At 74.3% G+C, this 26,981-nt stretch carries 27 protein-coding genes; 13 read left to right on the top strand and 14 right to left on the bottom strand.

From position 1 onward, the window contains the following. Nucleotides 1–103: 103 nt before the first annotated feature. The gene (locus tag ACFVXH_RS04555) at nt 104–1,171 is read right to left on the bottom strand and encodes an RNA ligase (ATP) (protein WP_387820162.1); all 1,068 of its coding nucleotides are present in this window, start codon (nt 1,169–1,171) and stop codon (nt 104–106) included. 380 nt (nt 1,172–1,551) lie between these two features. Here ACFVXH_RS04555 and modA point away from each other — a divergent pair, with 380 nt between their 5' ends. The 3 genes from modA (at nt 1,552) to ACFVXH_RS04570 (ending at nt 4,569) form a co-directional block, all read left to right on the top strand. Then, nucleotides 1,552–2,400, top strand: a complete 849-nt coding sequence (modA, locus tag ACFVXH_RS04560) for a molybdate ABC transporter substrate-binding protein (protein ID WP_387820164.1) — start codon at nt 1,552–1,554, stop codon at nt 2,398–2,400. Next, complete coding sequence (locus ACFVXH_RS04565; protein ID WP_387820166.1) at nt 2,397–3,350, top strand: ABC transporter permease; 954 nt, start codon at nt 2,397–2,399, stop codon at nt 3,348–3,350. Before modA ends, ACFVXH_RS04565 begins: the two co-directional genes overlap by 4 nt. Before the next feature lie 142 nt (nt 3,351–3,492). Continuing rightward, on the top strand, nt 3,493–4,569 hold the full coding sequence (locus tag ACFVXH_RS04570; protein ID WP_375873385.1) for an ABC transporter ATP-binding protein: 1,077 nt from the start codon (nt 3,493–3,495) through the stop codon (nt 4,567–4,569). A 31-nt stretch (nt 4,570–4,600) separates the two neighbouring features. Here ACFVXH_RS04570 and ACFVXH_RS04575 read toward each other — a convergent pair whose 3' ends face one another. Together ACFVXH_RS04575 and ACFVXH_RS04580 are read right to left on the bottom strand one after the other, a co-directional pair. Next, the gene (locus tag ACFVXH_RS04575) at nt 4,601–5,260 is read right to left on the bottom strand and encodes a response regulator (protein WP_375873384.1); all 660 of its coding nucleotides are present in this window, start codon (nt 5,258–5,260) and stop codon (nt 4,601–4,603) included. 44 nt (nt 5,261–5,304) lie between these two features. Continuing rightward, nucleotides 5,305–6,621, bottom strand: a complete 1,317-nt coding sequence (locus ACFVXH_RS04580) for a sensor histidine kinase (RefSeq protein ID WP_387820168.1) — start codon at nt 6,619–6,621, stop codon at nt 5,305–5,307. Between the two features lie 198 nt (nt 6,622–6,819). Here ACFVXH_RS04580 and ACFVXH_RS04585 point away from each other — a divergent pair, with 198 nt between their 5' ends. The 3 genes from ACFVXH_RS04585 to ACFVXH_RS04595 are packed head-to-tail and all read left to right on the top strand — an operon-like array spanning nt 6,820 to nt 9,278. Continuing rightward, nucleotides 6,820–7,743 (top strand): ATP-binding cassette domain-containing protein, encoded by a 924-nt coding sequence (locus tag ACFVXH_RS04585; protein WP_380737473.1) that lies wholly within the window; start codon nt 6,820–6,822, stop codon nt 7,741–7,743. Next, nucleotides 7,740–8,504 carry a hypothetical protein gene (locus ACFVXH_RS04590; RefSeq protein WP_380737475.1) on the top strand — a complete coding sequence of 255 codons (765 nt, stop codon included), beginning with the start codon at nt 7,740–7,742 and terminating at the stop codon, nt 8,502–8,504. Before ACFVXH_RS04585 ends, ACFVXH_RS04590 begins: the two co-directional genes overlap by 4 nt. A 30-nt stretch (nt 8,505–8,534) precedes the next feature. Then, a complete protein-coding gene (locus ACFVXH_RS04595; protein ID WP_375873381.1) occupies nt 8,535–9,278 on the top strand; it encodes a hypothetical protein in 744 nt (247 codons plus the stop codon). Between the two features lie 122 nt (nt 9,279–9,400). Here the strand turns inward: ACFVXH_RS04595 and ACFVXH_RS04600 are convergent, their stop codons facing one another. Continuing rightward, entirely contained in the window at nt 9,401–10,099 is a 699-nt protein-coding gene (locus ACFVXH_RS04600) for an aminoacyl-tRNA hydrolase (protein WP_387820579.1), read from the bottom strand. Between the two features lie 141 nt (nt 10,100–10,240). Further along, the gene (locus tag ACFVXH_RS04605; protein WP_143204631.1) at nt 10,241–11,170 is read right to left on the bottom strand and encodes a hypothetical protein; all 930 of its coding nucleotides are present in this window, start codon (nt 11,168–11,170) and stop codon (nt 10,241–10,243) included. Between the two features lie 125 nt (nt 11,171–11,295). Between ACFVXH_RS04605 and ACFVXH_RS04610 the strand changes: the two genes are divergently transcribed. Together ACFVXH_RS04610 and ACFVXH_RS04615 are read left to right on the top strand one after the other, a co-directional pair. Next, nucleotides 11,296–11,667, top strand: coding sequence for a YbjQ family protein (locus ACFVXH_RS04610; protein WP_049649739.1), 372 nt, complete (start codon nt 11,296–11,298; stop codon nt 11,665–11,667). Nucleotides 11,668–11,733: 66 nt separating this feature from the next. Beyond that, a complete protein-coding gene (locus tag ACFVXH_RS04615) occupies nt 11,734–12,927 on the top strand; it encodes an NAD(P)-binding domain-containing protein (RefSeq protein WP_079272442.1) in 1,194 nt (397 codons plus the stop codon). A gap of 39 nt (nt 12,928–12,966) precedes the next feature. On the opposite strand, the gene paaE is transcribed toward ACFVXH_RS04615, so the two are convergent. The 8 genes from paaE to ACFVXH_RS04655 all read right to left on the bottom strand — a co-directional run bounded on the left by paaE (nt 12,967) and on the right by ACFVXH_RS04655 (nt 22,062). Continuing rightward, nucleotides 12,967–14,145 (bottom strand): 1,2-phenylacetyl-CoA epoxidase subunit PaaE, encoded by a 1,179-nt coding sequence (gene paaE / locus ACFVXH_RS04620; RefSeq protein WP_074004236.1) that lies wholly within the window; start codon nt 14,143–14,145, stop codon nt 12,967–12,969. Then, on the bottom strand, nt 14,146–14,694 hold the full coding sequence (gene paaD, locus ACFVXH_RS04625) for a 1,2-phenylacetyl-CoA epoxidase subunit PaaD (protein WP_241853043.1): 549 nt from the start codon (nt 14,692–14,694) through the stop codon (nt 14,146–14,148). It lies immediately after the preceding gene. Nucleotides 14,695–14,789: 95 nt separating this feature from the next. Continuing rightward, on the bottom strand, nt 14,790–15,713 hold the full coding sequence (gene paaC, locus ACFVXH_RS04630) for a 1,2-phenylacetyl-CoA epoxidase subunit PaaC (protein WP_074004235.1): 924 nt from the start codon (nt 15,711–15,713) through the stop codon (nt 14,790–14,792). Nucleotides 15,714–15,726: 13 nt separating this feature from the next. After that, nucleotides 15,727–16,068 (bottom strand): 1,2-phenylacetyl-CoA epoxidase subunit PaaB, encoded by a 342-nt coding sequence (paaB, locus tag ACFVXH_RS04635; protein ID WP_074004234.1) that lies wholly within the window; start codon nt 16,066–16,068, stop codon nt 15,727–15,729. After that, nucleotides 16,065–17,075: a 1,2-phenylacetyl-CoA epoxidase subunit PaaA gene (paaA, locus tag ACFVXH_RS04640; RefSeq protein ID WP_375873495.1), complete on the bottom strand. Its 1,011-nt coding sequence runs from the start codon at nt 17,073–17,075 to the stop codon at nt 16,065–16,067. The genes paaB and paaA overlap by 4 nt, the downstream gene beginning before the upstream one ends. Before the next feature lie 310 nt (nt 17,076–17,385). Further along, the gene (locus tag ACFVXH_RS04645; protein WP_387820173.1) at nt 17,386–19,059 is read right to left on the bottom strand and encodes a M20 family metallopeptidase; all 1,674 of its coding nucleotides are present in this window, start codon (nt 19,057–19,059) and stop codon (nt 17,386–17,388) included. Between the two features lie 853 nt (nt 19,060–19,912). Beyond that, nucleotides 19,913–20,572, bottom strand: a complete 660-nt coding sequence (locus ACFVXH_RS04650) for a response regulator transcription factor (RefSeq protein WP_049649719.1) — start codon at nt 20,570–20,572, stop codon at nt 19,913–19,915. Next, nucleotides 20,569–22,062, bottom strand: a complete 1,494-nt coding sequence (locus ACFVXH_RS04655) for a histidine kinase (protein ID WP_380776814.1) — start codon at nt 22,060–22,062, stop codon at nt 20,569–20,571. The genes ACFVXH_RS04650 and ACFVXH_RS04655 overlap by 4 nt, the downstream gene beginning before the upstream one ends. A gap of 197 nt (nt 22,063–22,259) precedes the next feature. Between ACFVXH_RS04655 and ACFVXH_RS04660 the strand changes: the two genes are divergently transcribed. The 5 genes from ACFVXH_RS04660 to ACFVXH_RS04680 all read left to right on the top strand — a co-directional run bounded on the left by ACFVXH_RS04660 (nt 22,260) and on the right by ACFVXH_RS04680 (nt 26,427). Continuing rightward, nucleotides 22,260–23,123, top strand: a complete 864-nt coding sequence (locus ACFVXH_RS04660; RefSeq protein ID WP_387820176.1) for a class I SAM-dependent methyltransferase — start codon at nt 22,260–22,262, stop codon at nt 23,121–23,123. 49 nt (nt 23,124–23,172) lie between these two features. After that, nucleotides 23,173–23,475: a GNAT family N-acetyltransferase gene (locus ACFVXH_RS04665; RefSeq protein WP_049649718.1), complete on the top strand. Its 303-nt coding sequence runs from the start codon at nt 23,173–23,175 to the stop codon at nt 23,473–23,475. 239 nt (nt 23,476–23,714) lie between these two features. Then, nucleotides 23,715–24,728 (top strand): aldo/keto reductase, encoded by a 1,014-nt coding sequence (locus ACFVXH_RS04670; RefSeq protein WP_387820178.1) that lies wholly within the window; start codon nt 23,715–23,717, stop codon nt 24,726–24,728. A 79-nt stretch (nt 24,729–24,807) separates the two neighbouring features. Then, nucleotides 24,808–25,395 (top strand): TetR family transcriptional regulator, encoded by a 588-nt coding sequence (locus ACFVXH_RS04675; protein ID WP_074004228.1) that lies wholly within the window; start codon nt 24,808–24,810, stop codon nt 25,393–25,395. A 108-nt stretch (nt 25,396–25,503) separates the two neighbouring features. Next, nucleotides 25,504–26,427 carry an ADP-ribosylglycohydrolase family protein gene (locus tag ACFVXH_RS04680; protein WP_387820180.1) on the top strand — a complete coding sequence of 308 codons (924 nt, stop codon included), beginning with the start codon at nt 25,504–25,506 and terminating at the stop codon, nt 26,425–26,427. 101 nt (nt 26,428–26,528) lie between these two features. On the opposite strand, the gene ACFVXH_RS04685 is transcribed toward ACFVXH_RS04680, so the two are convergent. Beyond that, nucleotides 26,529–26,792: a GlsB/YeaQ/YmgE family stress response membrane protein gene (locus ACFVXH_RS04685; protein ID WP_063780048.1), complete on the bottom strand. Its 264-nt coding sequence runs from the start codon at nt 26,790–26,792 to the stop codon at nt 26,529–26,531. Between the last annotated feature and the right edge of the window lie 189 nt (nt 26,793–26,981).

Consider the following 26,981-nt stretch of genomic DNA (forward strand, 5'->3'; position numbering starts at 1 on the left):
GACTCACCCGCCGCCTCTACCGACGGGCGGTCAGCACCGAGAGGAGCCGCACCCGGACCGGTCGGCCGGGCCGACCTGCCCGGCCACCGGATCCGGGCCCGTCTCACTCGTACTCGGTGCCCCCCTTGCGGGTCAGGTAAGCCTCGCTGACCACCTTGGCGATCGCCCGCCCGCCGAGCACCGGGCTCCAGCGCTCGGTGACCGGCCGCACCACCACGCCCTCGCGCAGGTGCAGTTCACGCCCGGAGACGGTCTCCCGGCCCCGGGCGAACCCCAGCACGGTCTCCGGATCGAACGGCCCACGCCACAGCTCGGGCACCAACGGCAGTTCCCCGTCCAGCAGTTCGGCCGCCGAAAGCCAGTTCAGCTGCCCGTCCACGAGGGCCGACACGTCGAACGCGGCGTATCCGGGCCGCTCGGTGCGCGCCGAGGCGCCGTAGCCCAGGTCCTGCACGCCCTCACCGAACACCTCGCCGAAGATGCCGACCCGCTCGGCCCCGAGGCGCTCCGCCAGCCGGGCCGCCACCGCCGGGATGTCGTACGCGCGCACCGCCCGCCAGTAGAGGTTGCGCCCGTCCTCGGCCAGCGCCAGCCCCTGCGCACCGATGCCCTTGGACGACACCCGCACCTCGCCGGTGGCGGCGGTGTACGTGACCAGGCAGCAGCTGCCGTGCAGCTTCTCGGTCAGCACGACCGGCTCGCCCGGCGCGAAGGCCTCGGGGTAGCGCTTGAGGTTCTCGATGTCCACCCAGGGCAGCAGGCCCGGCGCGCTGACCACGTCACCGCTCATCGACGTCGGCACCGGCGGCTGCCACTTGACGACCCCGAGCAGCTCGGCGAAGTCCTCGCCGCGCTCGGCCGCGACGGCCAGGTCGGTGCCGGCGAGCGCGGCGGGCCGGCAGACGACGCCCTGGGACAGCTCGCCGCGCAGCCGCACCGCCTTCACCCGGTTCGCCAGGGCGCCGGCCAGCTTGCCGGTCAGCCCCAGCTCCTCGATCAACTCATCGGGGAGGACGGACTGTTCGGGGATGTAGACGGCGTGGTCCCCGGTCCGGTACGCGCCTTTCGCGACCACCGCCCGGTAGAGGCCGACCTGGGCGAGCTCCAGGGCATCGGCGTTCGGGTGCTCCAGGATGACCAGCTTCTCGGCGGTGACGCGCAGCGTGGACATGGACGGACTCCTCCCCTTGGTTCGGCCCCGGCCGTGCGTCCAACCGGCCCGGCCGTGCGTACGGACGGCGACCACTCTGGCCGTTCGACCACACACGGCGCGACGCAATTACCGCGCGCCCTTCGCCAGCGCCCCCACCGGCCCACCGGCCCACCGGCCCCACCAGCCTGACCGCCTCACCGCCCTCACCGTCCTCACCCCGCCCCGCGAGTCCCGGTTGAGCCATCCCACAGCAGCCCCGAGACCCCTGCGGCCCCCAGCTGTGCGAACCGACAGGGGATTTATCGCTCGCATTTGCGGCACTATGATCGCCGTAATGGCCGCACCTGCGGCTCGTCCCTCGCGCCCCTCCCGGCGCGCACCCTGGAGGGGAAGCACCGATGAGCACCCGTACGCCCACCGCCCGCAGGCTCGCCGTCGCCACCGCCGCGATCCTCGTCCTCGGGCTCGGAGCCAGCGCCTGCGGCAGCGACGGCGGCAAGTCCTCCGGTTCCTCGGCCTCTTCGAGCACCTCCGCGAACGCCTCCGCCGCGGGCAGCAGCGTCCCGAAGGCCTCCGGCACCATCACCGTCTTCGCCGCCGCCTCGCTCAAGGAGACCTTCACCGAGCTCGGCAAGAAGTTCGAGGCCGCCAACCCGGGCGCCAAGGTCACCTTCAACTTCGGCGGCAGCTCCAGCCTCGCCACCAGCATCAACTCCGGTGCCCCGGCGGACGTGTTCGCCGCCGCCAGCCCGGCCACCATGAAGACCGTGACGGACGCGGGCGGTGCCAGCGGGCAGCCGACGACCTTCGTCCGGAACACGCTCACCATCGCCGTCCCCAAGGGCAACCCCAAGCACATCGCGGGCCTCAAGGACCTCACCGCCTCCGGCGTGAAGGTCGCGCTGTGCGCGAAGGAGGTGCCGTGCGGCGCCGCCGCCCAGACCGCGCTCAAGGCGGCGGGCGTCGACCTCACCCCGGTCACCCTGGAGCAGGACGTCAAGGGCGCGCTCACCAAGGTCGAACTCGGCGAGGTCGACGCGTCCCTGGTGTACCGGACCGATGTGCAGGCCGATGCTGCGAAGATCGACGGCGTGGACTTCCCCGAGGCCGACAAGGCCGTGAACGACTACCCGATCGCCGCGCTCGCCAAGGCGCCGAACAAGGACGGCGCCGCCGCCTTCGTCGCGTACGTCCAGTCGCCCGAGGCCAAGCAGGTGCTGACCGCGGCGGGCTTCCAGGCACCGTGAGCGAGCGCACCACCGGCTCCGGGGACGGCTCCGGACGCGACTCCGGGGGCGACTCCGGTCGGAACCGCACCGTCGGCGGCGGCGCGGCGGAAGCCGAGACGGCCCCGCCGCGCCGCGACCCACGAAGCCGCGCCCCACGAAGCCGCGCCCCGCGAAACCGACGCCCGCGGACGCACCGCGCCCCGGTCGCCCTGCTGCTCCCGGCGCTGCTCGGGTTGGCGTTCCTGGTCCTGCCGCTGGTCGGCCTGCTGATCCGGGCGCCCTGGAGCGACCTGTCCGAGCAGCTCACCAGCACCGCCGTCTGGGACGCGCTGCGCCTGTCGCTGATCAGCGCGACCGCGGCCACCGCCGTGTCGCTGGTCCTGGGCGTCCCGCTGGCCTGGCTGCTCGCCCGCACCGAGCTGCCGGGCCGGCGGGTGATCCGGGCGCTGGTCACCCTGCCGCTGGTGCTGCCGCCGGTGGTCGGCGGTGTGGCGCTGCTGCTGGTGCTCGGGCGGCGCGGCATCGTCGGCTCCTGGCTGGACTCGGCCTTCGGCATCACGCTGCCGTTCACCACCACCGGGGTCGTGATCGCCGAGGCGTTCGTGGCGATGCCGTTCCTGGTGATCAGCGTCGAGGGCGCGCTGCGGGCCGCCGACCCCCGCTACGAGGAGGCCGCCGCGACCCTCGGCGCCTCCCGACTGACCGCGTTCCGGCGGGTCACCCTGCCGCTGATCGCGCCGGGGATCGCCGCCGGGGCCGTCCTGGCCTGGGCCCGGGCGCTCGGCGAGTTCGGTGCGACGATCACCTTCGCGGGCAACTTCCCGGGCCGCACCCAGACCATGCCGCTGGCCGTCTACCTGGCCATGGAGTCGGACCCGCAGGCGGCGATCGCGCTGTCGCTGGTGCTGCTGGTGGTCTCCGTCGCCGTCCTGGTCGGCCTGCGCGACCGCTGGCTGTCGACGCCGTGACCCCGCCCGCCCGCGCCGTCCCGAGCGCACACGCCATCCCGACCACCCGCACCATCCCGAGCGCACGCGCCCTCCCATCCCCACCTGCCATCCCGGACACGCTGAACGCAGCAGACGCACTGGACACCTGGACGCCGCCCCGATGAGCACCGAAAGCCGCCCCGGCCCCGCCCTGGACGCCCGCCTGCGGGTCGAGCGCGCCGCGTTCGCCCTCGACCTCGCGCTGACCGCCGCCCCCGGCGAGGTGGTGGCGCTGCTCGGCCCCAACGGCGCCGGGAAGTCCACCGCCCTGCGCGCCCTCGCCGGGCTGCTCCCGCTCACCGGCGGCCACCTGCGCCTGGACGGCCGCCTCCTGGAGGACCCGGCGCAGCGCGTGCACACCCCGGCCGAGGAGCGGCCGGTCGGCGTGGTGTTCCAGGACTACCTGCTGTTCCCGCACCTGAGCGCGCTCGACAACGTCGCCTTCGGCCCGCGCTGCCAGGGCCGCCCCAAGCGGGAGGCGCGGGCCGAGGCGGCCGACTGGCTGGAGCGGATGGGCCTGGCCGACCACGCCACGGTCCGCCCCGGCCGGCTCTCCGGCGGCCAGGCCCAGCGGGTGGCGCTCGCCCGAGCCCTCGCCGTACGCCCCCGGCTGCTCCTGCTGGACGAGCCGCTGGCCGCCCTGGACGCCCGCACCCGGCTCGACGTACGAGCCCAACTGCGGCGCCACCTGGCCGAGTTCGAGGCGGTGGCGGTGCTGGTGACGCACGACCCGCTGGACGCCATGGTGCTGGCCGACCGACTGGTGGTGATCGAGGACGGGCACGAGGTGCAGTCCGGCAGCCCGGCGGAGGTCGCCCGGCGCCCGCGCACCGACTACATCGCCCGGCTGGTCGGACTGAACCTGTACCAGGGCCGGGCCGAGGGCTCCCGGGTCACGCTCCCGGACGGCACGGTGCTGGCCACCACCGAGGAGCTGGACGGTCCGGCCTTCGTCGCCTTCCCGCCCTCCGCCGTGACGCTGTACCGGGAGCGTCCGCGGACCAGCGCGCGCAACCTCTGGCAGGCCGAGGTCACCGGGCTCGACCTGCACGGCGACCAGGTCCGCGTCGAACTCGCCGGCGACCTGCCGATGGCCGCCGACCTGACCCCGGCCGCCGTCGCGGAGCTGGAGCTGGCGCCCGGCGTCGCGGTCTGGGCCTCGGTCAAGGCCGCCCAGACCCACGCCTACCCGGCCTGAGCGGCCTTCTCTGATACATCGTCAGACCGCGTCACTCCGAGGGCTCGACGAACCCCGACTCGTACGCCGCGATCACCGCCTGAGTGCGGTCCCGCGCCCCCAGCTTCGCCAGCACGCTGCTGACGTGCGTCTTCACCGTCTGCACGCCGAGGAACAGCCGCTCGGCGATCTCCCCGTTGCTCAGGCCCCGCGCGACCAGCCGCAGCACCTCCGCCTCGCGCCCGGTCAGCGCCGCCCGCTCCATGACCGCCCGGGCGGTCGGGTTGCCGTGCCCGGCCGCCAGCCGGCGGATCGCGGCCGGGAACAGCAGCGACTCGCCCGCCGCCACCAGCCGTACCGCGTGGGCGATCTCGGCCGGGCGGGTGCGCTTGAGCAGGAAGCCGTCGGCGCCCGCGCGCAACGCCTGGTAGACGTAGTCGTCGTTCTCGAAGGTGGTCACGACCAGGATCCTCGGCGGACGCTCCTCCGGTGCGCCGGGGCGCAGCAGCTCGCGGGTGGCCGCCAGGCCGTCCAGCACGGGCATCCGGACGTCCATCAGCACCACGTGCGGGCGCAGCGCGCGAGCCAGCGCGACCGCTTCCGCGCCGTCGGCCGCCTCGCCGACCACCCGCAGGTCCCCCTGCGCCTCCAGGACGGCCCGCAGGCCGGCCCGGACCAGTTCCTCGTCGTCGGCGAGCAGGATGTCCGTCATCCCCGCGGCTCCTCCGGCCGGGCCTCGCATCACAGGATCGTTCGTCACGAGCCCAAGCGTAGGGGCAGCCGGACGGTCAGCACCCACTCCCCTCCGCCCTCCTGCGACACCCCCGCCGCCGCCTCCCCGCCGAGCAGCGTGGCGCGCTCGCGGATGCCGCGCAGCCCCTTGCCGCCCTTGCGCGTCGCGCCCCGGCCCGCACCACCCGCCGGAGGCCGTGCCGAACCGGCCGGACCGACAGGCCCGGCCGCGCCGACCGCCGAACGCCCGGCGCCGGGCAGCCGGTTGGCGCAGCGCAGCTCCAACTGCCCTTCCCATACGGCGATCCGGATGTCGACCGGTTCGCCGGGTGCGTACTTGAGCGCGTTGGTGACACCCTCCTGGACGATTCGGTACGACTCGCGGGAGAGCACCCCGGGCAGCGTGCCGGGTGGCACCTCCATCCGCGCCTCCACCGGGCTGCCGGCCGCCCGGGCGGTGTCGAACAGCGCGGGCAGCTGGTCGATCCCGGGCTGTTCGGTGGCCACGCCGTTCGCCCCGGCCGGGGTCTCGCGCAGCAGCACGAGGGTGCGTTCGAGGTCCTCCATGGCCTGTCGGCCGGTCTCCTCGATGACTTCGAGCGCCTTGGCGACGAAGGCCGGGTCCCCGACCTCGCGCGCCGCGCCCGCCTGAAGGACCGTCACCGTCAGTGCGTGGCCGATCGAATCGTGCAGCTCCCGGGCCAACCGGTTGCGTTCCAGCAGGCGTTCGGCCCGCAGCTCCGCCTCCGCCAGCCGCTCGGTCGGAGACGGGCCCAACAGTCGTACGGCCATGGCGAGTTGGAGGCGCCCGGCGAGGACCAGGAACCAGCCGAAACCGAGTACCAGCAGCGGGGCGAACGGGAGGTACCAGAGCGCGTCCGGACCGGTCAGCCGGTCGTAGCACGCGGCGGAGCCGAGGGAGAGCACGAACCCGGCCAGCGAGCCGAGCGCGACCCGGCCGATCAGCCAGCCCGCCGTCCGCCGCCGGTCGGCCCAGGTGCGGGAGGGCTCGGCGGCGATGTCCTCCTCGCGGTCGGGCACCAGCAGCAGCCGCGCCTGCACCCCCTCCGCCCGCCGAGCCGCCGGGATGAGCGCGAGCGCCGCGAGCAGCACGCAGTCCACCAGTACGCTCGCCGTGAGGATCTCGCCGAGGCCCTTCCGGTACGTCCCCGGATAGATCATCAGCACCACGCCCGCGAAGATCCACCCCACCAGCAGGTGCAGCAGCCGCGCGTACGTGACGCCGGCCGCCAGCGGCGCGACGAGCCTGGACACCGCACTTCCCGGCGCGGAGCCTCCGGACACCGCGCTCGCGCCCCTCAGCGCTGCGATCTTGGACATTGCGCCATCCTGCCAGGTCGCCCCCCGTCCCCGGATCCCGCGCCGGTCGCCCGCGCCCTCCCTCCTGGGAGGGAGGCGGCTCCCCGCCCCGGCGGGATCCGCCGCACCGGCCCGCTCCGGTCGAATGGAGCCACCGACCGGGGCAGCCACAGCGGGCACCGGCGGAGACCACCGACGACGAGACGAGGGGAGCGGGCCGTGATCGAGATCCAGGGCCTGACCAAGGAGTACGACGGCCGGCGCGTCGTCGACGACCTGACCTTCGAGGTCCGACCCGGCGTGGTGACCGGCTTCCTCGGCCCCAACGGCGCCGGCAAGAGCACCACCATGCGCCTGGTCCTCGGCCTCGACCGGCCGACCGCCGGACACGCCCTGGTCGACGGCCGCCCGTACGCCGAACTCCCCGCCCCACTGCGGACGGTGGGCGCACTGCTGGACGCCCAGGCGATGCACGGCGGCCGGACCGCGCACGGCCACCTGCGCTGGCTCGCCGCGAGCAACGGGCTGCCGGCCCGCCGGGTCGACGAGGTGCTCGGCCAGGTCGGCCTGGCGGACGCGGCCGGACGGCGGATCCGGGGCTTCTCGCTCGGCATGCGCCAGCGCCTCGGGGTGGCCGCCGCCCTGCTCGGCGACCCGCCGGTGCTGCTGCTGGACGAACCCGTCAACGGCCTGGACCCGGAAGGCATCCGCTGGATCCGCACCCTGCTGCGCGACCTGGCCGCCGAGGGCCGGGCGGTGCTGGTCTCCTCCCACCTGATGACCGAAATGGCGCTCACCGCCGACCACTTGGTGGTGATCGGGCGCGGCCGACTGCTCGCCGACGCCGCCACCTCCGAGTTCATCGACCGCCACGGCCGGACCCGGATCAGGGTCCGCGCCGTCGCCCCCGCCAAGCTCGCCGCCCTGCTCGGCGACCCCGGCCACGACCACGGCCTCGACGCCACCGAAGTCGACGGCGGCGCCTGGGAGGTGAGCGGCGCCGAACCCGAGCGGATCGCCGCGCTCGCCGCCGCCAACGGGGTGGTGCTGTACGAGATCGCCGTCCAACAGGACTCGCTGGAGGAGGCGTTCATGCGGATGACCGCCGACAGCGTCGAGTACCGCGCGGAGGCCTCCGCATGAGCACACCGGTTGCCGGCTCCGCGCACGTCCTGCACGTCCTGCGCGCCGAACGGATCAAGCTCACCACCCTCCGCTCGCTCTGGATCACCCCGCTGCTCGCCCTACTGCTGACCGCCGGGGTCACCACCGCCATCGGCGCGGCCATCGGCGGCAAGGACCACAGCATCACCGACGACCCGAGCGTCGGGGTCTTCTACGGGCTCAACTTCGGCCAGGCGGCCCTGGCCTGCTTCGGCATCCTGCTGATCGGGCAGGAGTTCAACACCCGCATGATCAACGTATCGCTCACCGCCGTCCCGCGCCGCAACCGGCTGTACGGCGCCAAGTTGGCGCTCGGCGCGCTGGTCGGCCTCGCCGTCGGCGCCGTCGGCACGGCGGGCGCCTTCGCCGGCTACGCGGCCACCGCCCCGGGCGCCTGGGACGGGCCGGCCCTCCTGCGCAGCGCCGTCGCCGGCGTGCTCTACCAGGCGCTGCTGGTGGTGCTCTGCCTCGGAGCGACCGCGCTGCTGGGCAACCTCACCGCCGCCATGGGACTGCTGGTGCCGACCGTCTTCCTGCTCTCGCCACTGCTCGGCGGAGTACCCGGGGTCCGCCGGGTCGTCCAGTTCCTGCCCGACCGGGCCGGCCAGTACGCCCTGCGCTACGCCGACGACCCGCAGGTCGCGTACGGGCACTGGACCGGGCTGCTGATCATGGCGCTCTGGACGGCGCTGGCGGCGTACGGCGGCCTGCGCGCGCTGCGCCGCATCGGCGCCAAGTGACCTCGGACGAACGGGAAACGAGAGAAAACCATGAGCACGCTCGCCGGCGCCCTCCGCGCCGAACGCGTCAAGTTCACCACCCTGCCCTCGCAGTGGGCGGCCCCGCTGGTCGCCCTGGCGCTGACCGTCGGCGTCACGGCCGCCGTCAGCGCCGCCTACGGGGCGAAGGACCACACGCCCGCCCCGGACCCGGCCAACGGGATCTTCTACGGGCTGCTCTTCGGCCACGTCGCGGTGGCCTGCCTCGGCATCCTGCTGATCGGGCAGGAGTTCAACACCCGCATGATCGGCACCTCGCTCACCGCCGTCCCCCGGCGCGGCCGACTGTACGGCGCCAAGCTCGCGCTCGGCGCCGGGCTGGGCCTGCTGCTCGGCCTGGCCTCGACGGCGGGCTCGTTCCTGGCCGTCGGCACCACCGTCGGCCTGGACCTCTCCACCCCGGGCCTGGCCCGCAGCTTCCTGGCCGGCGTGCTGTACCACCCGATGATGGTGCTGCTCTGCCTCGGACTGACCGCGATGCTGGGCAACTTCAGCGCCGCGCTCGGCCTGCTGACCCCGATGGTGTTCCTGGGCACCACCTGGCTGGCCGCCATCCCCGGCGTCCGGGAACTCGGCCAGTTCCTGCCCGACCGGGCCGGCCTCTACGCGACGCGCACCCAGACCGAACCGGGCATCCACTACGGCCACTGGACCGGGCTGCTGATCATGGCGCTCTGGACGGCCCTGGCGGCCTACGGCGGACTCCGGGCGATGCGGCGGTACCAGCACAGCTGACGGACGACAGCCGACAGCAAACTGCGAACAGATGACAGATGACAGATTTCGAAATCTGTCATCTGTTCGCTGTCGTCTGTTAGCTGTTAGCCGTCGGCTGTCCGCTGTCGCCTGTCAGCCCGTCACCGCAGCGCCGGGTGCTCCGCGATCACCGTGCAGCTCCCGGGCGCGATCTCGGTGAAGCCCGCGTCCTGAACCACTGGCAGCCCGCTGCGGACGAGCTCCTCCCACGCCTCCGGCGAGGCCGTCCGGACCGCGAGCGCGAAGCCGGCCTCGGCCCACTCCTTGCGCTGCGCCTCGTCCAGCCGCCACCACGCGAGCTGGGCGGCGTGCCCGGTCTGCGCCATCGTCTTGCCCGCGCTCATCTCCAGCTCGGGGTTGAGCCACAGCACCGGCAGCCCCGGCTCGGGCGCGCCGACCTCGGTCGTCTCCTCGAGGTCCGTCCCGGACACCTGGAGCTTGGCGAGTTCCTTCGGCCAGCCGTCCAGCGGGACCGGCGGGAACACCCGCACCTCGGCTTCCCGCCCCTGCACCGTGACGCCCGGCAGCTCGCCGGCCCGGCGCCACTCCCCGCCCCGGGCCCGCCGGACCACCTTGCGGATCCGGGCGTCCTCCCAGGCCTCGACCCGCTCCGCCCACTCGCCGCCCGCCTCGGTCACCCGGGGGTCGGCGAGCAGGGTGAGCACCGCCCGCGCCGAGGTCTCCAGCGCGTCCGTCCGGCCCGGCGGAGTGGCCCGCTCCAGCCGGACGACCAGCGGCAGCACGTACTGCGGCCGCTCGTCGCGGTCCTCGCGCGACGGGGCGTCGCCGGGGTCGGCCACCGGAGCGGGGGCCGGGGTGAGGGCCGGGGTGAGGGGAGTCGGGGCGTCGGAAGGAGAAGTCACCCGTCCAGGATGCCAGCCCCGCCCCGACCGACTCGGCCCGCCCCGTCCGCCCCGGTAGTCACTCCGGCACTCGCGCCGTCAGCGCCGGTAGCCGCGCTGCGGGTCCCGCTCCTCCGCGTCCTCGTACATCAGGAACCAGCCCTCCGGGTGGGTGGCCGCGAGCAGCATCTCGGTGCGCTGCTCCGCCGCCAGCTCCGGATCGCCCTCGTCCGGCCCGTAGACCCCGAACAGCTCGTCCTGGCAGCCGTCCCAGTCGTAGTCGTACAGGTCGGCCGGGAGGTCGCCCATCATGTCCGCCACCGACTCGGGTTGCGCACCGAGCAGCGCCCGGGCGTCCACCAGGGCCATCCGCAGCGCGATGTCCTCGGCCAGGCAGCGCGGCAGCGGCCACTCGCCGAGCGCGAGGTCGTCGGCGAGGTCGTCGAAGGCCCGGGCCATCGCGCGGCGCCAGCCCCGGTGCATCCGCCAGGTGCGTTCGGGAAGCCGGGCGAAGACCGTCCAGTCCACGTCATCGCTGTCGGCGACCGCCTCGTCCCCGTGCTCGTCGAGGTCGTCGTACGCGGCGTCGGCCAGGCCGATCAGCTGGGCGTGGAGCAGGCAGGCCGTGCGCGGGGTGAGCGTCCAGTCCGCACCCGCGCCGCCCTCCTCCTCGTCGCCCTCCAGCGGGAACAGGTCGGCGAAGTCCGGTGTGAAGTCCTCCGTGACGCTGATCTCCAGCGTGCCGCCGATCGCCTCCACCCCGGGGATGGCGGCCACCAGCCGGTCCGGATGCAGCAGCGCGCCGAGCGCCGCGTTGGCGTCCTCGGCGACCTCGCGCAGCAGTTCGCGGCGCTGCCCGGCCGGGTCGACGCCCCCGAAGTCCAGCTCCTCGACGGCCCTGATCGCGGCCGCGCGCAGGGCCGGCCAGTCGGTGATCCGCAGGCCCAGCACCACCGTCGCCTCGATCTCCTGCGCGCCGGAGTCCTCCGCCGCGCCCGGCCCCTGTGGATGATCACTTCGCTCGCCCATGGGGCTAACGGTACGGCCTTTCGGTCGCCCGATCACCGGTCCGGACCAGCTTCCGGGAGCCTTCTCGGCCACCGCCCGGCCCCGCCGCTGTCACTCGGACGCAGGAGTTTGGCAGGATGAGCCGCATGGCTGACATCAACGAGTACGGCGGCGGGCAGGGCCCGAACGCCGACGTCCTGGTCGTGACCACCAACGACATCCCCGGTTACCGGGTCGACCACGTGATCGGCGAGGTCTTCGGGCTGACCGTCCGCAGCCGCCACGTCGGCAGCCAGATCGGTGCCGGTCTGAAGTCACTGGTCGGCGGCGAGCTGCGCGGTCTGACGAAGACCCTGGTCGAGAGTCGCAACGAGGCGATGCAGCGGCTGATCGAGCAGACCAAGGCGCGCGGCGGCAACGCCGTCCTGATGATGCGCTTCGACGTCACGGAGGCGGCCGCCGTGGGTACCGAGGTCTGCGCCTACGGCACCGCCGCGGTCATCTCCCCGGTCTCCTGACGTTCCTCCTGTGACATTCCCCTCCTGACCGGGGAACACCCGCCGACCCCCCGATGTTTCTCGGGCGTGACTGTTTACGGTGCAACGAACAGCGTTCCGGAACGGGTGGACGTCCTGGTGGTGGGCGCCGGACAGGCAGGTCTGTCCGCCGCCTACCACCTGCACCGCCGCGGCTTCGCCCGTCACCGGACGGGCCTCGACGGCGGCTTCGTCGTCCTCGACGCCAACGCCGTCCCCGGCGGTGCCTGGGCGTACCGCTCGCCGTCCCTGCGGATGGCCACCGTGCACGGTGTCCACGACCTCCCGGACGCCGAACTCCCGCCGCCGGACCCGGACGCCCCCGCGCGCGAGGTGGTGCCGGAGTACTTCGCGGCGTACGAGGCGCAGCACGCGCTCCCGGTCGTACGCCCGGTCGCGGTGCACGCCGTACGCGCCGAGTCCGAGCGCCCGGACTCCCGGCTGCTGGTCGAGACCGACCGCGGCACCTGGTCCACCCGCGCGCTGATCAACGCCACCGGCACCTGGACCCGCCCGTTCCTCCCGCACTACCCGGGCCGCTTCGCGGGCCGCCAGCTGCACTACGCCGAGTACCGCGGCCCCGAGGAGTTCACGGGCAAGCGGGTGCTGGTGGTGGGCGGCGGCGCCTCGGCGGTCCAGGTGCTGTCGGAGGTCGCCGCGGTCGGCGAGACGGTGTGGGTCACCCGCTCCGAGCCCGTCTACCACGACGGGCCGTTCACCCCCGAGTACGGGCGCGCGGTGGTCGCCAAGGTCGAGGAGCGGGTCCGACAGGGGCTGCCGCCGCGCAGCGTGGTGAGCGTGACCGGGCTCGGCCCGTCCGTCGCCTACCGGCGCGCCGAGGAGCTGGGCGCGCTGCACCGCCGACCGATGTTCGACCGCCTGACCGAGCACGGGGTCGCCTGGGGCGCCGAGGAGCTGACCGTGGACGCGATCGTCTGGGCGACCGGCTTCCGGCCCGAGGTCGGGCACCTCGCTCCGCTCGGGCTGCGCTCCCCCGGCGGCGGCATCGCGCTCACCGGCACCCGGGCCACCTCCGACCCCCGCGTCCACCTGGTCGGCTACGGCCCGTCCGCCAGCACCGTCGGCGCCAACCGGGCCGGGCGGGCGGCCGTCAACGACCTCGTCAAGCTGCTCGGGGACCCTGCGCCCGGGCGGCCGACGATCGCCGGCCCGACGGTCGCCGGCCCGAGGGTCGGGAGCCCGATGCCCGGTGACCCGGTCATGGAGCCCGCCGCCGTCTGAGGCTCCGCGATCGTGGTCCGGTCGGCGGTGGTGGTCCGCTCAGCGGTCGTAGTCCACGGTCACCCGGTCGGTGAGCGGCCGGGCCTGGCAGGTGAGGACGTAGCCGGCGGCCAGCTCCTTCTCCTCCAGCGCGAAGTTGCGGCGCATCTCCACCTCGCCCTCGGTGACCAGGGCGCGGCAGGTGCCGCACACTCCGCCCTTGCAGGCGAACGGCAGGTCGGGGCGAGAGCGCTGGGCGCCGTCCAGGATCGAGCGGTCGCGCGGGAGGCAGAGCGTGCTGCCGCGGCCGTCGAGGACGACGGTGACCTCGCTCCGCGGGCCCGACACACCGTCGGCGGAGCCGCCGGACGAGGCGTCCGTCCGGTCCCAGTCCTCGTCGCGCTCCGGGAGCGGCTCGTCCTCGGCGTGGAACAGCTCCTGGTGCACCCGCTCGCCCGGCACGTCCAGCTCGGCGAGCAGGTCCTTCGCCCCCACGACCATGCCGAACGGGCCGCACAGCCACCAGTGCCCGACGCTCCCGACGTCCACCAGCGCCGCCAGCAGCGCGCGTACCCGCTCCGGGTCCAGTCGGCCGCTGAGCAGTTCGGCGTCCCTGGTCTCCCGGGAGAGCACGTGGACCAGCTGGAAGCGGTCGAGGTAGCGGTCCTTCAGGTCGGCCAGCTCGTCCGCGAACATCACGCTGTCACTGCGCCGGTTGCCGTAGAGCAGGGTGACGGTGGAGCTGCGGTCGGCCGCGAGCACGGAGCCGGCGATCGACAGCATCGGGGTGATCCCGGAGCCGGCCGCGAGCAGCACGTGGTCGGCCGGGACGCCGAGCTCGGGGGTGAACAGGCCGGACGGCGTCAGCACCTCCACCTCCTCGCCCGGCTTCGCCTCGCGCACCAGCCAGCGTGAGAACAGCCCGCCGGGCACCTCCCGGACGGCGATCCGCAGCGGCCCGCCGACCGGGGCGCAGATCGAGTACGAGCGGCGCTCGTCGGTGCCGTCCACCAGCTTGCGCAGGGTCAGAGTCTGCCCGGGGCGGAAGGCGTACTCCTCCGCCAGCCCGACCGGCACCGCGAAGGTCACCGCGACGGCGTCCTCGCAGAGCCGCTCGACCCGGTCGATCCGCAGCCGGTGGAAGGTCGGGCGGCGAGCGGGGCGGATGCCGGTCCCCTCGGCGTCGGGGGCGGACCCGGCGGCGGAGGAGGCGGGAGCGGCGGAGGAAGCGGCGGGCATTCAGATCTCCTTGACGCGTTCGAACGGCTCGCGGCAGGCCCGGCAGCGCCAGAGCGCCTTGCAGGCGGTGGAACCGAAGCGGGACAGCTCCTCCGTGTCGGCGTCGCCGCAGCGCGGGCACGGCACAGGGGGCGCGGCGGCGGTCCTCGGCGCTGCCAGGGTGGTGGGCGCGGTCGCGGTTCCGGTGCGGGTGGGACCGAGGGTGAGCGCCACCGGTCCGGCCGCGGCGACGGCGGCGGTCGGGCGCGGCGGAGCGATGCCCGCCTCGGCGAGCTTGCGACGGCCCTCGGCGGTGATCAGGTCGGTGGACCACGGCGGGTCCAACCGCAGCCGCACCCGGACGTCCGGGTACCCGGCCGCGCGCAGCCGGCGGTCCACGTCGGCGGCCATCTCGGCGACGGCGGGGCAGCCCGAGTAGGTCGGGGTCAGCCACGCGGTCACCGTGCCGCTGCCGCCGTCCACCCCGACCTCGGCCAGGACGCCCAGGTCCGCCAGGGTGAGCATGGGCAGCTCCGGGTCCGGCACGGCCGCGGCGACCGCCCAGGCCAGCTCGCGGGCCGTCGGGTCCGCGGTGCCCGTCCCGACCGTCCCGCCCGTCGGCTCCGCGGTGCCCGTCGGCCCCGGGCCCGTCACGACATCGCCGGTCACCACGTCGCCCCCGGGTGGGCGCGGGCCAGCACCTGGAACTCGGCGAGCAGCGGGCCGAGCGCCTCGGTGTGCACACCGTCCCGGCCGGCCAGGCCGAGGACGGTGGCCAGCGGCGGTACGTCCGGCACGGTCAGCCCGGCCTCGGCGAGAACGGCGCCGAGCGAGCGCAGTACCGGTCCGCGCAGCGCCGCCGGGTCGACGCCCGCCCGCAGCTCCACCGGGTGCGCCGTGAACAGCTCCTCCAGCAGCGGCCAGACCGCGTCCACCCCGGCCTGCATCCGCCCGGCGGAGTACGGCGTGCCGTCGCCCAGGCGCAGGGTCCAGGCGGTGGCGTACTCCCGGTGGTAGGCCAGCTCCTTGACGCCCCGGGCGGCGACCGCGGCCAGCACCGGGTCGGGGTGCGCGCTCAGCGCCTCGTACAGGGCGCCGCGCGCGGTGGCGAACAGCAGCAGCCGGGCGATCGAGTAGGCGAAGTCGCCGTTCGGAGCCTCCACCAGGCGGACGTTGCGGAACTCGTGCTCCTCCCGCCAGTACGCCAGGTCGTCCTCGGTGCGGCCGGTACCGTCCGCCTGACCGGCCCGGGTGAGCAGCAGGCGGGCCTGGCCGAGCAGGTCGAGGCCCAGGTTGGCGAGCGCGACCTCCTCCTCCAGCTCGGGCGCCCGGGTGCACCACTCGATCAGCCGCTGCGCGAGGACCAGCGCGTCGTCGCCCAGCATCTGGCAGTAGGCGGCGAGGTCGGCGCCGTCCAGACCGGCGGGCAGCGCGGTGTCCACACCGAGCAGGGGATCGGCGAAGCCCGTCCCGTACGCCCAGCGGCCCTCGCCCTCGGGGCCTGGGGCGGCGTCGGCGAGGCTGAGGTAGACGTGGTCGTCCTGGCCGGTGCCGGGGGTGGAGGTGGTGGAGGTGGTGTGGTCGTGCACGGTGGCTCCCCCGTCAGATGTGCGGGACATCCTCGGGGATGTCGTAGAAGGTCGGGTGGCGGTAGACCTTGTCGCCGCTGGGCTCGAAGAACGGGTCGCGCTCGTCCGGGGTGGAGGCGGTGATCGCGTCCGAGCGGACCACCCAGAGGCTCACGCCCTCGTTGCGGCGGGTGTACAGGTCGCGGGCGGCGAGCAGGGCCATCCGGTCGTCGGCGGCGTGCAGCGAGCCGACGTGGACGTGGTTCAGCCCGCGCCGGGGACGCACGAACACCTCGTACAGCGGCCAGCCGGCTTTGGAACCGGCCTTGGGCCCGGCCTCGGACCCGGACGGGGAGCCAAGCTGGGGGTCGGTCACTTTCCGTTCTCCTGTTCGGTCACATTGGTGGCTTCGGAGGCTTCGGTGGCTTCCGTGGGCCCGGCGGCCTCGGCCGCGCGCTTGGCCGCGTAGGCGACGGCCGCCTCGCGCACCCAGGCGCCGTCCTCGTGGGCGGTGCGGCGGCGTTCGACCCGCTGGGCGTTGCAGGGGCCCTGGCCGTGGATGACCCTGGTCAGCTCGGACCAGTCCGGCTCGCCGAAGTCCCAGCCGCCGCGCTCCTCGTTCCAGCGCAGCTCGGGGTCCGGGAGGGTGACGCCCAGGTGCTCGGCCTGCGGGACGGTCATGTCGACGAAGCGCCGGCGCAGCTCGTCGTTGCTGTGCCGCTTGATCCGCCAGGCCATCGAGCGGGCGCTGTTCGGCGAGTCGGCGTCCGAGGGGCCGAACATCATCAGCGACGGCCACCACCAGCGGTCCACCGCGTCCTGGACCATCCGGCGCTGGGCCTCGGTGCCGCGCATCAGCGTCATCAGGAGCTCGTAGCCCTGGCGCTGGTGGAAGGACTCCTCCTTGCAGATCCGCACCATCGCGCGGGCGTACGGACCGTAGCTGCAGCGGCAGAGCGGGACCTGGTTGCAGATCGCGGCGCCGTCCACCAGCCAGCCGATCACGCCGACGTCGGCGAAGGTGAGGGTCGGGTAGTTGAAGATCGAGGAGTACTTCTGGCGGCCGGAGATCAGCTTCTCGGTGAGCTCGGCGCGGTCGACGCCCAGGGTCTCGGCGGCGGCGTAGAGGTAGAGGCCGTGGCCGGCCTCGTCCTGGGCCTTGGCGAGCAGGATGGCCTTGCGGCGCAGGGACGGGGCCCGGGTCAGCCAGTTGCCCTCGGGCTGCATGCCGATGATCTCGGAGTGGGCGTGCTGGGCGATCTGGCGGATCAGGGTGGCCCGGTAGGCGTCGGGCATCCAGTCCCTGGGCTCGATCCGCTGCTCGGCGGCGACGACCGCCTCGAACCGGTCCTCCAGCGTCTGCGCGGGGACCGTCTCGGCCACCTCTGCTGTCACCACAGTCCCCTCTCGTCTCCTGCCCGGAGGCCGCCTGGAGCATCGGCCAACCGACTGACCGTTCGGTCGGTACCATTCTGCGCGGAGGGGCTGAGGGATGGCAAGGTGCGCAACAGATAACAGCTGACAGATTCTGAAATCTGTCAGCTGTTATCCGTCGGCTGTCTTCTGTTCTCTGTTCGCTGCTCTACGTTCGCTGCTCTACGTCCGCCGTCCGCCGTCCGCTGTCCGCCGTTCTACGTTCGCCGCCGCCGACCGCCGGCGACCGGCTCCCGGCCGTCAGCGGCTCACCACCGGCTCAGCCCTCCGCGCGGTCGCGCAGTCGCGGCAGCGGCACCGCGAGCAGCGCCGCCAGCAGGGCGATCCGGGGAGCGATCTGGTCGACCCGGATGTGCTCGTGCCGGGCGTGGGCCCCGGCGCCCACCGCGCCGAAGCCGTCCAGGGTCGGAAGCCCGCGCGAGCCCGGCAGGTTGGTGTCCCCCGCCCCGCCCGCCGGAGCGCCGTCCAACTGCTGCCCGAGCACCGCGGCGAGCGAACGCACGTGCCGCAACAGCGGGTTGCCGGTCCGCTCAGGCCAGGCCGGACGGCTGGACAGCACCTCCGTACGCACCCGGGCGCCCGGACGCAGCGCGGTGAGCCGGGCGAGGTTGTCCAGCGTACGGCGCTGCGCCTCGACCGTGGCGAAGCGCAGCCCCAGCTCGGCCTCGGCCCGGCCGGCGACCACGTTGGCGCGCGAACCACCGCTGATCCGACCGGCGTTGAGCTCGGTGCCAGGCTGACCAGCGAGGTCGCGCACCAGCACGAGCTGGTCCACCAGCTCGTCGACGGCGGACACCCCGTCGTGGGCGTCGTTGCCCGCGTGCGCCTCGCGGCCGGTCACAGTGAGCCGCACCCGGGTGCTGCCGCGCCGCGCGGTCTTCAACCGACCGTCGGGGTGCGGCGGTTCGAGGCCCAGGACCGCGGCGGCTCCGCGCAGCTGGCGCTCGACCAGGCGGCGTCCGTCGGGGCTGCCCACCTCCTCGTCGGAGACCACGACCAGGCGGACGGTCCGGTGCGGGCGCTCACCCAGGTCCGCGAGCAGCGACAACGCCCCCTCCAGGATGGCGAGTCCGCCCTTCATGTCGACCACGCCGGGCCCGGTGAGCCGGCCGTCCTCCTCCGTCACCGGCCAGTCCGCGAGCGTGCCGACCGGCCACACGGTGTCGTGGTGCCCGACGATCAGCAGGTGCGGCAGGGACTCGTCCCGACCCTCCCACTCCAGTACGAGGTGGTCGCCGGCCGGTCCGGGCTCGCGCCGGGCGGTGGCACCGGTGGCACAGAAGCCGGCCGCCAACTCCTCGGCGAGCGCGTCGAGTCTGGGGGCGTCCCCACTGGGCGACTCGATCCGCGCCAGGTCGACGCAGCGACGCCGGACGGCCCCGGCGAGGGTGCGGGCCCGGGTGCTGAGCGCCTGCGGCACACCGGGCAGCGCCGTGGTGACGGCGGTGGCCCCATGGGAGGCGGTGGCGGCCGGGCCCGTCGCGGGCTTCACGACGACGTTCTTCGCCACGACGTTCTTCGTCGCGGGGCTCTTCGTCACGGGGCTCTTCGCCGCCGCGGCCTTCGCGACGACGGGTTTGGTGAGGGCGGATTTCGTGAGGGCGGACTTGGCGGCTGCGGTCGTGGTGACGGCCACCTTGGCCACGACGCTCTTCGCGGCACCGGACGCGGCCGCGGTGCCCTGGACCGAAGCGGCGGGAAGCGCAGGGGCCGAGACCGTAGTGCCCGGATCCGCAGCGGCAGTTGCGGTGCCAGCGGCGGTGCCGTTGGTGGTGGCAGCGGTGGCTGCGGCGGTAGCGGCGGCGGCGGTCGCAGTGGCCGTGGTGGCGGCAAGGGCCTCACCGTCGGTGGCGGCCGGGACGGCGGCCGACGTCGGGGCGGGTTCCGCGGCGGCGCCCGGTGCGGCGGGCGACCCGACGATCTGGGGACTCAACGCTCGCCTCCGCGGCCGCCGCCGGTATACAGCGGCCGTGCCGGCCGACCGCTCCCGCCCGGGTACCAGGCCCGGCCGGACCGCACCGGCCGACCGGGATGATGAGCGGCCCACCGAATCGGCCTGTCTGGCCCAAGTACGGTGGAACGGTTGGGCGGCGTGCTTGGCATGTGCGTCCTCCTCGCTCGATCCGGTGGCCCCGGTCCGCCCGGAGCCCCGTGGACGGCGGCTTCGTGGCGGTGGGCGCAGTGGCCGGACCGCCGCAGGGAAGCCGAGATGTGAGCCTAGAAGAACCGTTCGGTTTCCTGCGAGGTGGCCCTGTTCCCAGCGTGCCGGTACCGGGCCCCGCTTCGGACAACACCCGTCCGCTTTCGGCGCGGGCGCTCGGCGCGCGGGCCTGGATCGGCGCGCGGACGCGGTCGCCGGATCGCGCCCATCTCCACCATGGACCCGCCGCCCGAGTTCGGCAGCGCAAACGGCCAAGGCACGGCATTTCCACGCCGGATGGGTGACAGCGGCTCAGCACGCGATACGAACCGGGAGCACGCGGCGGCTCATGGAAGCCCGCTTCGACGTCCGCCCCGACTCCGGAGGAACGTCCGGGGAACGCCAAGGTGAACACCGGCCGATGCCGTGCCCCGATGTGCCCCACCGAGCCCCGCCGAGCCCCGACGTGCTTCGGCTGCAACCCCTGGCACGACAGGGCGGCACCCCGGAACAGCGGGACAGCGCCCGGATATGCGCGTGCGCGAACGTTCGCGACCGTACCCGCGGGTGCACGACCAATCGGCACCCGGGCACCCCGGCACCTGGGCACCCGAACCCGGGCCCGGCCGATCCCAGCCGTCCGTCCTCAGCCGCCGTCGCCCATCAGCCCGGCGTCGCGTGCGAGCAGCGCCGCCTGGACCCGGTTGGCGACTCCGAGCCCGGTCAGGATCCGACTGACGTGTGCCTTGACCGTGCTCTCGCGCATCCCGAGCACACCGGCGATCTCGGCATTGGAGAGCCCGTCGGCGAGTTCGCGCAGTACGTCCGTCTCCCGCGGGGTGAGTCCGGCGGCCCGGCTGCGGGCGGCCACCGACCGGGGCGCCCCGACCCGGTGGTAGCGGTCGATCAGCCGCCGAGCGGCCGCCGGGTGCAGCATCCCCTGGCCGCCGGCGACGACATGGACGGCCCGGGCGATCTCCGCGGGCGGGGTGTCCTTCAGCAGGAAGCCGTCCGCCCCGGCCGCGAGCGCCTGGTACACGTACTCGTCCAGGTCGAAGGTGGTGAGGGCGATGACCCGCGGACCGTCGGGGAGTTCGCGCAGCCGCCGGGTGGCGGCGATCCCGTCGAGCCGGGGCATCCGGATGTCCATCAGCGCGACGTCGATCCGCCGACCGGCGGCGAGCTCGACGGCCTGCAGCCCATCGGCGGCCTCGGCGACCACGGTGAGCTCCGGGTCCTGGGCCAGGAGGTCGACCAGGCCGAGACGGACCAGCGCGTCGTCGTCGACCACCATTGTTCGGATCATGCGGCGTCCTTCGGCTGCGGCTTCGGTTCCTGCTCAACGTGCTTCGCCCGCGTCGGTTGCGTCGCTTGCGTCGATTGGTTCGGCTGCGTCGGTTCCCTCGGTTGCTTCGGTGGCTCCGACTGCTTCACTCCTCGCGCCCCCTGCGCCCCTTCCTGCGATTGCCGCGCCCCTGGCGTCCCCTTCCCCCGCTCCGGCCGCGGCGACGCCCGCCCGGGGTGCGCCACCGCGCGCGCCGACTGTGGATCCGGACCGTCGCCACGGAGCCGGGCGGACGCCTCGTCCGGCACCGCCTGCGGCGGGCGGTCCGGCGCGGGTAACCGGGCGGAGAGCCGGAAGCCGCCGCCACCGTCCGGACCGGCGTCGAAGTGGCCGCCGAGGGCGCCGACCCGTTCGGCCAGCCCCACCAGACCGTACCCGCCACCGGTGCCCGGCCCGCCCAACGGCGCCTCGCCCGGGCCGTTGCGGACCTCGACCGTCGTCGCCGGCGCCCCGTAACCGACCCGGACGGTGACGGGCGCGGCGTGCGCGTGCTTGCGGGCGTTGGTCAGTGCCTCCTGCACCAGCCGGTGCACGGCCAGCCGGTGGGTGGTCGGGATGCTCTCCGGCTCCCCGGAGAGGGTGAGTTCGACCCGTTGGCCGGCCTGGGTCGCCTCGCCGACGAGCTCGGTGAGGTCGCGCAGCGCGGGCGCCGGGACGCGCCCGGCCTCGACGGGCACGGACGGCTCTCCTCCCGTGGCGGGCGGGGCCGCCGGGTCGGCCCGCAGCGCGCCCAGGACGTCGCGCAGGTCGTCGAGCGACCGGGCGGCGGTGGTGCGCAGCAGTTCGAGGCGGTGGGTGAGCCGGTCGGGGTCGTCGGCGACGGTGCCGGCCCTGGCCTGGTCGCGCAGCACCCCGGCGTGCAGGACCAGGAGGCTGAGCCGATGGGCCAGCACGTCGTGCATCTCCCGGGCGATCCGGGCCCGTTCGGCGGACCGGGCCTGCTCGGCGCGCAGCTCGCGCTCGCGGCGCAGCGCGTCGACCTGCTCGTGCAGGGTGCGGATCAGCACCCGTCTGCCCCGCAGCCACAGGCCGACCGCCATGGTGGCGGCCTGGACCAGGAGTTGGGACCCGGCGGTACCCGCCCGGCCGACCAGTGAGTCCACACCCACCGCACTGGCCACCGCGATGACCGAGCCGCCCGCCATCGCCAGGCCCGGCCGGCCGAGGTAGGCGAGGTGGAAGACGCTGAACAGGCCGGGGACGGCCCGGTTGAACAGCCCGCCCGTGAGCACCGGCAGCACGGCCGAGGCCACCGGGTGGCGGCGGGCGAAGAAGAGCGAGACCGCAGCGAGCGCGGCGACGACCGTGCGCGGCAGGCGCAGCGGACCGTCGGTCTGCGTCCACTGGGCGAGGGCCTCCTCGATGGTCAGGCCGAGCAGGCCGAGCAGCAGCAACGTGTCCGTCCCGGCCCGGTGGTCCGGCCCGTACCAGCCGAGCACACTCCGGCGCATGGTGCTCCTCCTTTCCGCTCTCCTCGGCCCGAAAGCCTTCCGTACGTCCACCCTTGGGCACCTCGGGCTCGATGCTAGGGGCGCTCGGCCGCGGAGCGCCTCTGTCTTCCGGGTAACCGCACCCTCGACTTTCGTCGGGGGTCGGCGCCGCTGACCGGCCGATTCGCGGCGGCTCCGCCCTGCCTAGCGTCGACGGCATGACCAACGAACGGCTCCACCACCGTCCGGACTCCCCTTCCCCCCTGTACAGTTCGCCCGCCGGTGGCGACCACCTGCTGTTCCTCGCCGAGGCCCTGCGCACCTTCCACGACACCGGCGCGCTGGCCCCGAGCGGCCCGGAGCTGGTGAACGCCCTGGTGGTACCGGTCACCAGCCGCCCGAACCGTCCGATCTCGGTGCTGGAGGTCGGCGCCGGCACCGGCGTGGTCACCCGCCGACTGGCCCAAGTGCTGCGCCCGGGCGACCGGTTGCACGTCGTCGAGGCCAACCCGCGGTTCGCCGAACGGCTGCGGGAGGACCCGGTCCTCGCCGCACGCCACCCCGGGGTCGGCCTGCGACTGTCGGCCTGCCGGGTCGAGGAGCTGCCGGAGTGCCGTCGACCGGCGCCGGAAGGGGCCCGGGCGGAGGACCGCGGGCAGCGGTACGACGTGATCGTGTCCGGGCTGCCGTTCACCAACTTCGAGCCCGCGCAGGTGCGCGACATCCTCGACCTCTACCTGCGGCTGCTGGCGCCCGGCGGCGAGCTGACGTACTTCGGGTACCTCGGCACGACGACGGCGCGCAGCCTCACCTCCGGCCCCCGCCGGGGCGCCCGCCACCGGGCGGTGGTCCGGCTGCTGCGACGGTTCGAGGAGGCGTACGGGCTGGGCGAGCGCACGGTGTGGCGCAATGTGCCGCCCGCCCGCGCCTGCCTGCTGCGGTCGCCGGGCGGCCGCGAGACCTGGGCACCGGCCGGGAGCCCCGCCGTCGAGCCGGCGGTCGAACCGGCGCCCCCGACCACGACGACCACGACGGACACGGCAACCGGATCGGCGGGCGGGGCGGCCCCGATCCCCCGATGATGGACCGGGGCCGGGCCCGGCTCCGACTCTCCCGCAGTGAGGAGCCGCGATGACCATCTCGGTACGTGACGTGGAAGCCCGGAACCGCTTCGAGGCCTGGGAGGACGGGAAGCCGGCGGGCTTCGCCGAGTACCTGCGCAGCGACCAGCTGGTGGTCTATCCGCACACCGTGGTCGAGCCCGCCTTCGAGGGCCGGGGCATCGGCAGCGCGCTGGCCCGCGCCGCCCTGGACGACGCCCGCGCCCGCGGCCTGTCCGTGCTGGCCACCTGCCCCTTCATCAAGGGATGGATGCTCCGCCACCCCGAGTACACCGACCTCGCGTACGAGAACCGGAGCCGGGTCGCCGACTGATGTCGGCTTCGGTGCGGGCGTCTGCCGCCATGCCGCAGTCGCCCGCCCGTCCGCCCGACCGACCGCACGCATGTCCGCCCGCCCGTCCACCGAACAAATGACAGTCGACAGATTTCAACTTTCAGATAACAGACGACAGCGAACAGATTTTGAAATCTGTTCGCTGTCGTGTCACAGTGAGACCCGGGTCACCCTGCTCCTGCCCCTCCGGCACCGTACCCGCCCCCTTGGAGTCACCCGTGTCCTCCCACACCCGCCCCGCCCGGCGCACCCTCGGCACCACCGGACCGGTCGCCTCGGCCCTCGGCCTCGGCTGCATGGGCATGTCCGACCTGTACGGCCCGGCCGACGAGGCCGAGAGCATCGCCACCATCCACGCCGCCCTCGACGCCGGGGTCACCCTCCTCGACACCGGCGACTTCTACGGCATGGGCCACAACGAGCTGCTGATCCACGAGGCGCTGCGCGGCCGCGACCGCGAGAGCGTGCAGATCAGCGTGAAGTTCGGCGCCCAGCGCGGCCCCGACGGCCAGTGGCTCGGCTACGACGCGAGCCCCGCCGCCACCAAGACCGCGCTCGCCTACACCCTGCGCCGCCTGCGCACCGACCACGTCGACGTCTACCGCCCGGCCCGCCTGGACCCGGGCATCCCGGTCGAGGAGACCGTCGGCGCCATCGCCGACCTGGTGAAGGCCGGCTACGTCCGCCACATCGGGCTCTCCGAGGTCGGCGCCGACACCCTGCGCCGGGCCGCCGCCGTCCACCCGATCAGCGACCTCCAGATCGAGTACTCGCTACTCTCCCGCTCGATCGAGGCCGCCGTCCTGCCCGCCGCCCGCGAGCTCGGCATCGGCATCACCGCGTACGGCGTGCTCTCCCGCGGCCTGCTCGGCGGCCACTGGGACCGGGAACGCGCCCTCGCCGGGACCGACTTCCGCAGCCACAGCCCTCGCTTCCAGGGCGAGAACCTGGCCCACAACCTGGCGCTGGTCGAGGCCCTGCGCGAGATCGCCGCCGCACGGGGCGCCACCGTCGCCCAGGTCGCCATCGCCTGGGTGGCCTCCCGCGGTCAGGACGTCGTCCCGCTGGTCGGGGCCCGCCGCCGGGACCGCCTGACCGAGGCCCTCGGCGCACTCGACGTCGCGCTGACCGAGGCCGACCTCGCCGCCGTCGAGGCCGCCGTACCCGCCGGCTCCGCCGCCGGCGACCGGTACGCTGCCGCACAGATGGCCCACCTGGACAGCGAGCGCTGACCGCACCACCAGCGCCGCGCCGCACCACCGGCGCCATCGCCGCACGACCCGACCGCACGACCTAAGGACGGACCTCCCCGTGACCACGGACACCACACTCACCGCCGAGCAGATCCTGAGCGCGGCGGAGGACGTCCTCCGGCGGTTCGGCCCGGCCAAGGCCACCGTCGTGGACGTCGCCCGCATCCTCGGCGTCAGCCACAGCAGCGTCTACCGCCACTTCCCCAGCAAGGCCGCACTGCGCGAGGCGGTCACCCAGCGCTGGCTCGACCAGGCGCACCACGAGCTGTCGACCGTCTCCAACGAGGGCGGCCCCGCCTCCGAGCGGCTGCAGCGGTGGCTGACGGCGCTGTTCACGGCCAAGCGGAAGAAGGCGCTGGACGACCCGGAGCTGTTCGCCACCTACATGGTGCTGGTCGAGGAGAACAGCGGCCTGGTGGACACCCACGTCGACACCCTGGTCGACCAGATCGCGCGGATGGTGGCGGAGGGCATCGAGACCAAGGAGTTCAAGCTCGCCCACATCCGCAACACCGCCCGCGCCGTCTTCGACGCGACCGGCCCCTTCCACGACCCGGCCTACGCCTCCACCTGGTCCACCCCCGACGTCGACGACCGGTTCGACGCCGTCTGGAAGCTCGTCCTCGGTGGCCTGAAGGCGAAGTGACGAACCGTCAGCAGATGTGGCGCCGGCGAGCGGAGGAATAACCGCTCGCCGGCGTCCTGCCCCCTCCGGCAGACTGCCGCACACAGTTGATCTCACATGGAGGATGACATGCGTGCGGCCCGCCCGGTCCTGGACAGCCTGGAAGGACTCGCCCTCGGCGACGCCTTCGGCGACCGGTGGTTCTCGGTCCCGCTGGACGAGGCGCCCGCCGCGCTCACCGCCCGGCTGGTCCGGCCCGCACCCTGGCACTGGACCGACGACACCGCCATGGCGCTTGTGCTGGTCCGCCACCTGCTCGACGCGGGCGAGGTCCGACCGGACGCGCTCGCCCGGGAGTTCGCCGCCGAGTACGCCCGCGAGTACGGGCGCAAGTACGGCCCGTCGATGCACCGGGTCCTGCGCGGGATCGGCGCCGGCGGGGACTGGCGCGCCATCACCGCGGCCCAGTTCGAGGGCCAGGGCTCGCACGGGAACGGCGCCGCGATGCGGGTCGCGCCGCTGGGCGCCTGGTTCGCCGAGGACCTCGACACGGTGGTCCGGCAGGCCGAACTGCAGGCGCTCACCACCCACTTCCACCCGGAGGCCGTCGCCGGTGCGGTGGCGGTCGCGCTCGCGGCGGCGCTGGCGGTCCGGAGCCGGGGTGGAAACCCGCCCGGTCGGGCCGAGTTGCTGGCCGAGATCGCCGGACGGCTGCCGGACAGCGAGGTCCGCTCCGGGCTCCGGATCGCCGCCCGGATGCCCGAGCACACCAGCGTCCGGCACGCCGCCACCGTGCTCGGCTCGGGAGCGCTGATCTCCGCCGCGGACACCGTGCCGTTCGCCCTCTGGTCCGCGGCCGGGCACCTGGACTCGCTGCCGGAGACCGTCTGGAACACCCTGGAGGGCTGGGGCGACAAGGACACCACCTGCGCCATCGCCGCCGGTGTGGCCGCCGCCCGGACCGGGCTCGCGGACGTGCCGCCCGGGTGGCTCGCCGCGCGCGAGCCGCTCCCGGGCTGGGTCGCCGAGGCGTCCCGGACCGCCGACCGGTAACCGGGCGGTGCCGGGTGCTGACCGCCCGGCTTCAGAGCCCGGCGGTCAGCACCGAACCATCAGCGCCGAGCCATCAGCATCGAGCCGTCAGCACCAGATGGTCAGCGCCGGGCGAGGAAGCGGAGCACCTTGTAGCCGAAGAGCAGGACCATGGCGCCGCCGATCGCCGACACCCAGGTCGTGACGTCGAGGAAGCTCACCTTCACCGTCCCGTGCATCCAGTGCGAGACGATCCAGGTGCCGATGTAGGAGCCGGTGATGCCGATCAGGGTGCTGCCGATCAGGCCGCGCTCCCCCCTCGACATCGCCATCCTGGCCAGTGTCCCCGACACCAGGCCCAGCACGATCCACGCCATCCAGCTCATCCGCCGCCCCTTGCGTCATCGGTGTGGCGACCCCGTCGAGCCCCCGGGTCCCGTTCGGAAGGACGTACGAGGGCCTCGCACCGTTCCAGCACCGGCAAGGACCGGTTCGAACCGGCCATCCGGGCGCCGTCGTACCGGTCGGCGGAACTCCTCCCCCGGCACGCCCCGCCGTCTCCCGGACGCCGGGGC

The organism is Kitasatospora sp. NPDC058184 (genome assembly GCF_042883725.1).
GTDB lineage: Bacteria > Actinomycetota > Actinomycetes > Streptomycetales > Streptomycetaceae > Kitasatospora.